This window comes from Bradyrhizobium sp. WSM4872 (genome assembly GCF_055811715.1).
This window is the reverse complement of record NZ_JBVVPT010000048.1, coordinates 25,624-36,145: the sequence shown is the minus strand read 5'-3', so window position 1 is coordinate 36,145 and position 10,522 is coordinate 25,624. Positions and strand designations below refer to the sequence as shown.

The 10,522-nt window shown below is 64.4% G+C and carries 12 protein-coding genes and 1 tRNA gene; 5 read left to right on the top strand and 8 right to left on the bottom strand.

Annotated features, from left to right (window positions below):
• The first annotated feature begins 659 nt into the window (after positions 1-659).
• Positions 660-956 carry a HigA family addiction module antitoxin gene (locus AC0L3C_RS34920; RefSeq protein WP_473410274.1) on the top strand — a complete coding sequence of 99 codons (297 nt, stop codon included), beginning with the start codon at positions 660-662 and terminating at the stop codon, positions 954-956.
• Positions 957-972: 16 nt separating this feature from the next.
• Here AC0L3C_RS34920 and AC0L3C_RS34915 read toward each other — a convergent pair whose 3' ends face one another.
• The 3 genes from AC0L3C_RS34915 to AC0L3C_RS34905 form a co-directional block, all read right to left on the bottom strand.
• A complete protein-coding gene (locus AC0L3C_RS34915; RefSeq protein ID WP_473410273.1) occupies positions 973-1,506 on the bottom strand; it encodes a 2'-5' RNA ligase family protein in 534 nt (177 codons plus the stop codon).
• Positions 1,507-1,567: 61 nt separating this feature from the next.
• Positions 1,568-1,642, bottom strand: a tRNA-Glu gene (locus AC0L3C_RS34910).
• A gap of 230 nt (positions 1,643-1,872) precedes the next feature.
• Complete coding sequence (locus AC0L3C_RS34905; RefSeq protein WP_473282558.1) at positions 1,873-2,217, bottom strand: hypothetical protein; 345 nt, start codon at positions 2,215-2,217, stop codon at positions 1,873-1,875.
• On the opposite strand from AC0L3C_RS34905, the gene AC0L3C_RS34900 reads away from it, so the two are divergent.
• The 3 genes from AC0L3C_RS34900 (at position 2,216) to AC0L3C_RS34890 (ending at position 4,874) form a co-directional block, all read left to right on the top strand.
• Complete coding sequence (locus AC0L3C_RS34900; RefSeq protein ID WP_473282560.1) at positions 2,216-3,223, top strand: RluA family pseudouridine synthase; 1,008 nt, start codon at positions 2,216-2,218, stop codon at positions 3,221-3,223. The genes AC0L3C_RS34905 and AC0L3C_RS34900 overlap by 2 nt on opposite strands.
• Positions 3,224-3,440: 217 nt before the next feature.
• The gene (gene rpoH / locus AC0L3C_RS34895) at positions 3,441-4,340 is read left to right on the top strand and encodes an RNA polymerase sigma factor RpoH (protein ID WP_007596598.1); all 900 of its coding nucleotides are present in this window, start codon (positions 3,441-3,443) and stop codon (positions 4,338-4,340) included.
• A gap of 192 nt (positions 4,341-4,532) precedes the next feature.
• Positions 4,533-4,874 (top strand): hypothetical protein, encoded by a 342-nt coding sequence (locus tag AC0L3C_RS34890; protein ID WP_473410272.1) that lies wholly within the window; start codon positions 4,533-4,535, stop codon positions 4,872-4,874.
• A gap of 119 nt (positions 4,875-4,993) precedes the next feature.
• Here the strand turns inward: AC0L3C_RS34890 and AC0L3C_RS34885 are convergent, their stop codons facing one another.
• The 4 genes from AC0L3C_RS34885 to AC0L3C_RS34870 form a co-directional block, all read right to left on the bottom strand.
• The gene (locus AC0L3C_RS34885; protein ID WP_473410271.1) at positions 4,994-5,620 is read right to left on the bottom strand and encodes a peptidoglycan recognition protein family protein; all 627 of its coding nucleotides are present in this window, start codon (positions 5,618-5,620) and stop codon (positions 4,994-4,996) included.
• Positions 5,621-5,654: 34 nt separating this feature from the next.
• Complete coding sequence (locus tag AC0L3C_RS34880; protein WP_473410270.1) at positions 5,655-6,866, bottom strand: GGDEF domain-containing protein; 1,212 nt, start codon at positions 6,864-6,866, stop codon at positions 5,655-5,657.
• 580 nt (positions 6,867-7,446) lie between these two features.
• Complete coding sequence (locus tag AC0L3C_RS34875; RefSeq protein WP_473410269.1) at positions 7,447-8,058, bottom strand: LysE family translocator; 612 nt, start codon at positions 8,056-8,058, stop codon at positions 7,447-7,449.
• Between the two features lie 56 nt (positions 8,059-8,114).
• Positions 8,115-8,489 (bottom strand): response regulator, encoded by a 375-nt coding sequence (locus AC0L3C_RS34870; RefSeq protein WP_027520278.1) that lies wholly within the window; start codon positions 8,487-8,489, stop codon positions 8,115-8,117.
• Positions 8,490-8,618: 129 nt separating this feature from the next.
• Between AC0L3C_RS34870 and AC0L3C_RS34865 the strand changes: the two genes are divergently transcribed.
• On the top strand, positions 8,619-9,449 hold the full coding sequence (locus tag AC0L3C_RS34865) for an SDR family NAD(P)-dependent oxidoreductase (RefSeq protein ID WP_473410268.1): 831 nt from the start codon (positions 8,619-8,621) through the stop codon (positions 9,447-9,449).
• Between the two features lie 171 nt (positions 9,450-9,620).
• Here the strand turns inward: AC0L3C_RS34865 and AC0L3C_RS34860 are convergent, their stop codons facing one another.
• Positions 9,621-10,427 (bottom strand): lytic murein transglycosylase, encoded by an 807-nt coding sequence (locus tag AC0L3C_RS34860; protein ID WP_473278543.1) that lies wholly within the window; start codon positions 10,425-10,427, stop codon positions 9,621-9,623.
• Positions 10,428-10,522 lie beyond the last annotated feature (95 nt).

The window sequence follows — 10,522 nt, the reverse complement described above, 5'->3', positions numbered from 1 at the left end:
GCCGGAGGCGGTGGCGCGCAAGCGCCAGCCTTGAGGCCGGCCGATCGCCGGGCTACTTCAACACAGTTGCTCCCCGGAGACGAGTTCCTTCTTGCCTCCGTCACCTCTGCGAAATTCACGGCACCGCGCCGGTTGACGCGCTGACGCCTTCGCAAAGGCTTGACCGTAGCAACGACGGCCAGGACCACACGGTTTCGCCGTACGCGAGCTGACCCTGCTTCGCCTCACGGCTTCGCAGGACATGCCTGCTTAGCCAGAGACTCCGCGAGGTTTGGGCGCCGTCCGTCGATGCGGTTTGTGACATGCTCACGAGGTTCATCTCGCCCTGCATGCACAAGCCCGCCTTTAACGCCGCCCGCGTCCACCGCAACTCCCGACCCGCGTTCGTGACGACGTACGACCGCCCCTTTTGTGGGCTGGGATGGGCGACACATACGCCAATTCCGAATTTCGGTAAAGTGGAATATTTTTGTGGGGAGGGGTTGACGGACTTCGGCTGTTTTGCCCGACAGGCAGCTTGCCTCCTGAGAGCCGGTCCTTTGTTACAAAATCCCGCTAGTTACGGTAGTTTGCCGCGGACGTGGAGGCGCGATATGCGCGCGGAGCCCACGGAGGCGCTGAATAGACGGGCTAGGTTGTTGCCGGTCAGGAGTTCATAGATGGTAAAGAAGCTACCGCCGATTCATCCCGGCGAAATCCTGCGTGAAGAATTTCTCGTTCCGCTGAAACTGACGCCGTACGCGGTCGCAGCCGCGCTGAACGTGCCGCGCACCCGGATCGAGCGTATTGCGCGCCAGGAAAAGCCCGTCACCGCCGATACAGCGCTGCGGCTCGGCAAGTTCTTCAAGACCGGCGCTGCGTTCTGGATGAACATGCAGGCGCGCTTCGACCTCGAAACGGCCGAAGACGCGCTCGCACCGCAGATCAAGAACATCGCAGCTTACAAGGCGGCATGAGTCGCGTGACGGCCAGCTACGACGGTAGTCTCTGCTCGGAGATGAGCCGCACCGGCGGAAAGGCGACGCAATCCACCACATCGAACAGCACTTCAATTCGTCGATCGAATGAACGTGCGAATGCGATGGCGTCATCGCGACATTCATCGGCGATACCCGTGCCGAGCGTGCAATGCGGCGTCCACATCCCCGGCCGGTAATGAGGACGGCAATGCGCGGGGTCGATTGCGGCGCTGATAGAGCTGTGGACGCGGGTAAGCGCCTCATTGGAAGTCGGCTCCGCCCAGAGAACGAGCGGCGAGCCTTCGAACCAACGAATACGTTTGAACTCGATGCGCAATTGCGGTTCGCCGGCAGCGGCCGCCAGCATGGCGTCCCATGCGGTCTTCTCGTCGATGGCAGGCGGGTCGTAGATGGCAAATGTGAAATGTGGCCGGTAGCCCAGCGCAAGCATCGATGGCTCGGTCTCGAACGCCGCGACCTGATCCCACAGCTGTTCGATCTCACCAGCTGAACTATTATCGGCTCTGATATTAATCGCCAATGCCACAGGCTTACCCGGCGAGTGGAACAATCAAATCGAGATCGGCGGAGGGCTGCAGTTCAAAAAATGGCGCTCCCTAGGGGAATCGAACCCCTGTTTCAGCCTTGAGAGGGCCGCGTCCTAACCGCTAGACGAAGGGAGCGTGAGGGAGAGGACATAGCCTCGAATTTTGCCGGCGGCAAGCGGGGATCGCGGGGTTTTGGACACGCTCTCCGCCGTCGTCCTGGCGAATGCCAGGACCCATTACCCCAGATGCGTATGGTTAAGGCGAACCCGAGCAACGAGCTCGTTCACGTAACCGGGGTCGGTGGTTATGGGTCCTGGCTTTCGCCAGGACGACGGATGAGGCGGGTTCCGCGCTCCAGCCCCGCCTTACGGCTCATTGGCGAATTTCAGCTTTCCGGCCGGCCGCAAGGTATGGGCGTCGAAGGTGCGGATTTCGGTGACGCCGCCGACGTCGAGCGTGATCACGAGCCGGTCGCCGGCGACGCCGCTCGAGACGATTTTGGCGCCCTTCGGTAGAGTTGCGGTGACGTCGCCGACAGGCTCGGGCGCCCTTCCCTCGGACTTGAAAAGGCGGTAGCCCACCGCGATCAGCACGGCGCAGATTGCCAGCGCCGTGGTCAACCCCGCGATCAGCATCATCCGCCGCACCCGCGCGAACAGCGCGGCCTGCTCGGGGCTCGGGTCGGGAACAACGGTATCAGACGTCGTCATGGAAAATTCTGGCTCTGCGCAAACGTTGGAGGTGGTCGTCGAGGGCTCCGAGGGCTCGACGCGGCTCGACCGCGTGCTGGCGGTGCACCTTGCCGAGCTCTCGCGATCGAGGCTGAAAGCCCTGATTCTGGCGGGCGCGGTGAGCCTCAGGGACGCCGCGATCCGGGACCCCGCTTATCACGTCGCCTCCGGCGATACGATCACAATCGACGTGCCGGAAGCGGCTGCGCCGGAGCCGAAAGGCGAGGATATCGCCCTCGATATCGTGTTCGAGGACGACGACATCGTGGTCCTCAACAAGCCGAAGGGGCTGGTGGTGCATCCCGCGGCCGGCCACGAGACCGGCACGCTGGTGAATGCGCTGATCGCCCATTGCGGCTCATCACTGTCGGGCATCGGTGGCGTCCGCCGGCCCGGCATCGTGCACCGGCTGGACAAGGACACCACGGGGCTGATGGTGGTCGCCAAGAACGACCTCGCGCATGCTTCGCTCACCGCGCAATTCGCCGATCACGGCCGCACCGGGCCGATGCGGCGCGGCTACATGGCCTTTGCCTGGGGGCTGCCGGGCCGTCATCGCGGCACCGTGGACGCCCCGATCGACCGCCACCCGCATGCGCGCGAGAAGATGGCGGTGCGCCAGGGCGGCCGCGAGGCCGTGACGCATTGGGAGCTTCTGGAGAGTTTTGCCGGACGCGACGGCAAGCCGATCGCGGCGCTGCTCGCCTGCGAGCTCGAGACCGGCCGCACCCATCAGATCCGCGTCCACCTCGCCCATATCGGCCACCCTCTGATGGGCGATGCAGTCTACGGCCCGCATTTCAAGACCAAGGCAAGCCAGCTGAGCCCTGAGTCGCAGGCCGTCCTGGCCGCGCTGGGGCGGCAGGCCTTGCACGCTTACCTGCTGGTATTGGAACACCCGAGGACAGGAGAATTACTCCACTGGGAGACGCCTTTGCCGGAGGATTTGCTTCTCCTTCAGGGGGCCCTGAAAGCGGCGCTATGACGCAGCCCTCTTCAGAAATGCTTTACATTACAAAAAGTTATAGCTGCCACACGGGGACGTGACGTCAGCAATCCTTCCCTTTTTGCCTCCCGATGGAGTATATTGCGCTTGCGTTGAAGACCAACGCGGAACATCGCAGCACCGATCGGCTTTAACCAAGCGGTCGTCTGCCTGGCCCGCCGCTATCGGGGGCCTGAACCTGTTTGGAGGGCGCACTATGGCCCGTACAGCTACCCTGCCGGTCCTTAATGGCGAATCCGGCCTTTCCCGTTACCTCGGCGAGATCCGCAAGTTTCCGATGCTGGAACCCCAGCAGGAATACATGCTCGCCAAGCGTTGGCGCGAGCACGATGATCGTGACGCCGCGCACCAACTCGTCACCAGCCATCTCCGTCTCGTGGCCAAGATCGCCATGGGCTATCGCGGCTACGGCCTGCCGATCTCCGAGGTCGTCTCGGAAGGCAATGTCGGCCTGATGCAGGCAGTGAAGCGGTTCGAGCCCGAGAAGGGCTTCCGTCTCGCTACCTACGCGATGTGGTGGATCAAGGCGTCGATTCAAGAGTACATCCTGCGTTCGTGGTCGCTCGTGAAGATGGGCACCACCGCGAACCAGAAGAAGCTGTTCTTCAACCTGCGCAAGGCGAAGAGCAAGATTTCCGCGCTGGACGAAGGCGATCTCCGCCCCGACCAGGTGGCCATCATTGCCAAGCGTCTCGGCGTCACGGCTCAGGACGTGGTCGACATGAACCGCCGCCTCGGTGGCGACGCGTCGCTCAACGCTCCCATCCGCGACGACGGCGAAGCCGGCGAATGGCAAGACTGGCTGGTCGACAATTCGCCCAACCAGGAAGCCATGTTGGCCGAGCACGAGGAGTATGATCACCGCCGTGACGCCCTGAATGGCGCCATGGGCGTGCTCAACCCGCGCGAACGCCGCATCTTCGAGGCGCGCCGCCTCGCCGATGAGCCGATGACGCTGGAAGACCTTGCCGCCGAGTTCGGCGTGTCGCGCGAGCGCGTCCGCCAGATCGAGGTCCGTGCCTTCGAGAAGGTGCAGTCCGCGGTCAAGGGCACGATCGCAAAGGCCGAACAGGCCGCGCTGGAAGCCGCGCTCTAAGCGCGAGGTTCTTGGCGCCAGAGATTGGCGGATCGACGAGAGACAGAAAGCCGGCGGCAACGCCGGCTTTTTTGTTTGCATGTGAGGCGCAGCATATTCGCGGGGGACGCGAACCAGGCATCGTGAACCCGCGCTGCCGGTTGGCCGACCAAAGAGATCGGACCGGCAGCCTCAAGAGAACGGACACAGACCGTGTCGATCATCCTGCAATCCACCGTCGGCGGCTTCTCCGCCCCGTTCATGCGCAAGCTGCCGCTGGTCGAGCAGGCGATGCGCGAGCACGGGCTCGAGCCGTCGGAGTTCGTGATCTCGAAGGACTATGCCTCGACGGCGACGATCCCGCTCATGGGTCCGTTCTTCTTCAACTACAGCGTCTATTTCGGCGACGAGACATTCACCGTCACCGAGCCGAACGACATGGTGTTCCTGGACTACTTCTTCAAGCGCGTGCTCGCGGCGGACGGCCCGCCGGAAGTACCGCGGCGGCCGGGCTTGATCCGGCGGCTATTCGGCTGGATGTCGCAGCCGGTGTGACCTCTCTCGTCATTCCGGGGCGCGCGTAGCGCGAACCCGGAATCCATCCACCCCACCAACTCTGCAGCGAAATGAATTCGGGTTCGCGCCAAGAGGCGCGCCCCGGAATGACACGCAAGCTACTCCCCCCATGTCCGCGCCAGCGTCGCGAGCCAGCAACCTTCGCAATAGCGGGCGTCCTTGTAGTCGATCCAGTTGTGCGCATAGACGTGGTCGAGCGGGATGCCGTAGCGCGCGCGCAGGATCTGGACGAGGATCTTCCACGCCGCGACCTGCGCCGCGGTCGGGCCCGTCGTGACGTCGGGATAGTTGCCGGCGAACTCGACGCCGATCGAATTGTCACGCACCACCTGGCGATAGGTGGACTTGTTGTCGAGGTACTTGTTGTCGTTGCGGTTGGCGCCGTCGCCATGGGTCGGCACCAGGTTTTCCGCGACCGCCCAATAGACGGTGCCGTCGGTCTCCACCCACAATGTGACGCCGCGACGCGTGGGATTCTTCGCTTGCGCCTGCGCGCCGCCGCGCGCCGAGCCTGCCGGTCCCTCGGTCTGGTGCACGATGATGTTGCGCCAGGGATTTGCGTTGCCGACATCGCCCCATGGCGCCAGCCACACCATCTTCAGGCCGGGAATGTCGGGCGTGCCGGAGACGCGCGCGAGCTTTGCGAGCTCGGCGTCGGTCGCAGCTGCAGGTGCGATCAGAATGAGAGCGGCGAGAACGGCCGCGAGCGGGCGAGAGATCATCATGCGGGTCCAATGCGGACCTGAGATTAGCACGCCCTTACGCGAATTTGCGCAAGGCCTCGCCCGGACCGATCGGGTCAGGCATGAGCGGCGGCGCCGGATCGTGGACGGCAAAGTCGTTCTTGCCGTTCTTCTTGGCCGCATAGAGGGCGTGGTCGGCATGCGCGATCAGGCGGTCCGGAAACTGGCCGACGCCACGGTCCCACTGCGCCACCCCGATCGAGATCGCAATCGGGATGTCGATGCCGGTGCAGTTGACGGCATCCTGGCGGCAGACCTCGAGCACGCGGCGGGCGATCGCAGCCGCCTCGCGCAAGGTCGACGACGGCAGCACGACGCAGAATTCGTCGCCGCCGGTGCGGGCGAGCATGTCGCCGGGCCTCAAGCGCGTCTGCGCCATCAGGGTGAAGTGCTGGAGGCAGGCATCGCCCGCGGCATGGCCATGGGTGTCGTTGACGGCCTTGAATCCGTCGAGATCGATCACCAGCAGCGAGAACGGCTCGCCGCTGCGCTCCGAGCGGGCGCATTCCTCACCCAGCCGCTGCACCAGGTGCCGCCGATTGGCGACACCGGTGAGATCGTCGAGCAGCGCGAGGTCGGCAACCTCGTTGCGCAGGCGGTCCATCGCCATCAGGAGGAAGCCGAAATTGAGCGTCATCGACAGGAACAGCAGACCCAGCACCATGACGGCATGAGACTGCCCTCCGGAGACCGACGAGAAATCGCCGCCGAGCAGATTGCCGAGCGCACGTGCCGCGAAGATTGCGATGATGGTGATGATGACGATGCCGGAGAGCCGGGCTCCGGGGCTGGCGCGGCCTTCCGGCGGCCACAGCAGCAAACGCAGCGACAGCGCCAGCGGCAGCCCCTGACCGAGCGAGTAGCTGAGCATGCGCAGCTGCATGTGATCGAATGCGACCATGAAGAACACGACGCCGCCGAGGCTGAGAATTCCGGTGGCGGCCATGACGCGCCAGGATACCGGCCGGCCGTAGAAGCGCTGAATGCCCATGGCGGCAAGGCAGCTCGCCGCGATGACGCCGGCGGCTCCGAGCAGAAGCGGGACAGGCGAGACGACAAAAAGGCGGATCAAGGCCGCCATCGTGCCGATCGCGCCGACGAAGCACGATGCCATCCAGAACCGCGCGGCCGCGAATTTCGGATAGGAGCGCGTGACGTAGGCCCAGATCAGGCCGAGCGCCAGGAAGTTGACGACGAACACGGTCCAGAGCGTCGGCACGTTCAGCATGGCGCACGCGGCGCGCGCAGCACCGCGCCCTCCGTCCCTGCCAGCTGTCCGTCCATGACCCCGTCCCCGTTTTCTTGCGGAGACAATGCGGCCGTCGCGCTTAACGGAGTCTCACTGTGATCCGCGAAAACATGCCTTTGGTTTTGGATTCATGAACGGCTGGCGCATGGTCGGATCGTTGAGCACGCCGGCGATGCGGATTCGCGAGCCAAAATCACCCAAAAATGCATCTGAGCTGTGGATAACGCGATGACACGGATGTGACAGCGCGGGGCAGAGGCGCGCGAATCTGCTGAGTTCGTCGTCGAGGATGTTGCGAGGCTGGCCCTCCGCCGAGCATCCCTCGTGTCGCGTTTCACCATTAACCCTGAAGAGGATCCTATGGCTAAGAAAGCGAAGAAGGCGAAGAAGGCGACGAAGAAGAAGGCCAAGAAGGCAGCGAAGAAGAAGTAACGAGGCTTCTTATTCTTTGCCCGGGTGGAGCTCGCTCCGCCCGGGCGTCGGGTAGAAGTTGTGAGTTTGAAGATGGCGGGCGCAGGGCCCGCTTTTTTATTGGCCCGGCCTTTACTAGCTGGAAAAGCTATCGCTCCGCGAACGCCAGCTTGGCGCCGAGCGCGGCGAAGCCGGCGGCAAAACTCCGGCGCAGCCAGGCCATGACGCGCGGGCGCGAGATGACGCGCTCGCGCACCGAGGCTGCGCAGAGCCCGTAGACCACGAACACCGCAAACGTCATCGCCATGAAGGCGCCGCTCAATTCCAGCATCCGCGCCAGCACATGGGCTTCGTCCGCGGCGATGAACTGCGGCAGGAAGGCCAGGAAGAAGATCGACAGCTTCGGATTGAGGATGTTGATCAGGAAGCCGGTCACGATCACCCGGCCGACCGAACGCTCGCGGATCTCGCTGTCGACCGCCAGCGCCCCGGTCTCTCGCAGGGCCTGCCAGGACATGTAGAGCAGATAGGCGACGCCGCACCATTTCAGCGCGGCGAAGGCCAGCGCGCTGGTGTGGAGCACGGCAGCGAGCCCCAGCATCGCGGTCGTCATGTGCGGCACGATTCCGAGGGTGCAGCCGAAGGCGGCCGCGATGCTCGCGCGCGAGCCGCGGGTCAGCGCGGCGGCCAGCGTGTAGAGCACGCCGGTGCCGGGCGAGGCGACGACGATCAGCGAGGTGAGCAGGAAGGACAAGGTCATGGACAGACCTTATCACCGCGCCCCGGACCACGAAAGCCGCCCTGCCGGATCAACCGTCAGGACAGCTGCGCGATCTCGGCCTCGCGCAGCACGTCGAGCGGCGCCCAGGGCTTGGCCCAGAACTTTGCGCCGTTCGGCAGGGGCTGCATCAAGGGGCGGCCGGAGGTGACGACGATGTCGAGCTTCGGGTTGCGGTCCTTGGCGACATGCGCGAGCTCGACTCCGTTCATACGGCCGGCAAGCTGGACGTCGGTCATCATCAGGCAGAGCGCGCCGGCGCTCTTCTCCAGCACGAGTTCGGCCGCCTCGGCGCTCTCGCACTGAATGACGTCGTAGCCGCTTTCTTCGAGAAGAAGACTGAGCATCTCCCTCTGCATGAGGTCGTCTTCCACGATCAGTGCGGTGGCGCGAAACGGTTGTGCTTGTCCCATCGGCGGCTCCCAATGCTGCCTGTCTTCATCAAGTAACGTAGGTTAAGGTGGGAACAGCGATGCGGTTCGGTTCCATGATGAAAAAATGTAAATCATAGTTCCGTTCGAGAGGCTCGACGGGGGATCATCATGACAGCAATCCGCGGCGCCGCCGCCATCACCGGAGCGGCAAGCGGCATCGGCCGCGCGCTGGCGGTCGAGCTTGCGCGACGCGGCTGCGATCTTGCGCTTGCCGATCGCGACGAGGCCGGGCTGAAGACGCTCGCGGCGGAAATCGGAGCCGCATGCAAGGTGAGCGTGCATCGCGTCGACGTCAGCGAACCCGACGAGATCGCGCAGTTCGCGCGTGAAGCGACCACCGCCCATCCCACGCTCGGCATCGTTGTCAACAATGCCGGCGTGGCGCTGATGGGCTCGTTCGAGGAGATCGACCAGGCGCAGATGGGCTGGCTGTTCGACATCAATTTCTGGGGCGTGGTGCACGGCACGCGTGCCTTCCTGCCGCATCTGAAGACGATGGGCGAGGCGCACATCGTCAACCTGTCCTCGATCTTCGGCATCATCGCCCCGCCGGGACAGTCGGCTTATGCCGCGGCGAAATTCGCGGTGCGCGGCTTTTCCGAGAGCGTGCGGCACGAGCTAGCGGCGGCGGGCAGCCCCGTCAGGCTGTCGGTGGTGCATCCCGGCGGCGTCGCCACCGCCATCGCGCGCAATTCGCGCACCGGCGTCGGCATCACCGACAATGCGCGCCGGTCGCAATCGATCGAGCGGTTCGAGAACGCGGCCAAGACCACGCCGAGAGACGCCGCGCTGCGCATCATCAGGGGCATCGAGAGAAACGAGCCGCGCATCCTGATCGGCAACGACGCCCGCTTCATGGACCTCCTGCAGCGCTTCCGCCCGGCAACGTACTGGGCGCCGTTGCAGCGCAAGCTGGAGAAGATGGCGAAGGGGACGTGAGCAAACCCGTCGCCGTCGTCCTGGCGAAAGCCAGGACCCATAGCCACCAAATTCAGTTTGGCGAAGACTGGCAGTTACTCAGCATGTGACTGTGAATCGTTGTAACAAGTCCCGCCTGGGGTAATGGGTCCTGGCTTTCGCCAGGACGACGGCGGAGAGACATCACGTCCCTCACTGCCCCGCCAGCCGATCGGCAAAATAACCGATCGTCTTGCGATAGATCACCGCCCTGTTCCATTCGCGCATCGCCTCGAAATTGGCGGTGCCTTCGCCGTAGGGCTGGCCCATCTTAAAGCCGCTGGTGTGGAGCAGGTTCGCGGTCGAGGCGAGAACGTCGGGGACGCTGTGGCGAAGGTCGACGTGGCCGTCGCCGTCGAAATCGACGCCGTACTTGATGTAGGAGGACGGCAGGAACTGGGTCTGGCCGATCTCGCCGGCAAAGGCGCCGATCAGGTCGCGCAGCGGCAGGTCGCCACGCTGCACGATCTTCAGCGCCGCGAGCAGCTCGCCCTGGAACAGCTCCGTGCGGCGGCAGTCATGCGCCAGCGTCGCCAGCGTGCGGATCACCGGCATCTTGCCGATGTCGCCCTTGCCGAAATCGCTCTCCAGGCCCCAGATCGCGACCAGGATATAGCGGGGCACGCCGAACTGCTGCTCGATGCGCGACAGCAGCGCGGCGTGCCGCTGCAGCAGCGCCTTGCCGCCATTGATGCGGCCGGGGCCGACGCGGGTCGAGACATACTGCTCAAAACTCTTGTTGAAGGTGTAGCGCTGGCGCCGGTCGAAGGCGAGCACCGCGCCATCCTGCTGCACGCCGCTGAGCGCCGCGCTGGTCACGCTCGCCGAGACGCCGGCGGCTTGCGCTTCCGAGGCCATGCTGGCGACAAAGCTGTTGAAGTCGCCGCCGCAGCGCGCGGCATGCGCCGATCCGCCGGCCAGACAGGCGATGAAGGCGATGGCCAAGGCGTATTTCGACATTCGGATGAATCCTACAGGGAATGGGCGGGGGAGCAGCGCGCGATCATGCCCGGGAACCGGATTCGCGTCAAAGCGGCAAATCCTCGCCAGAACCG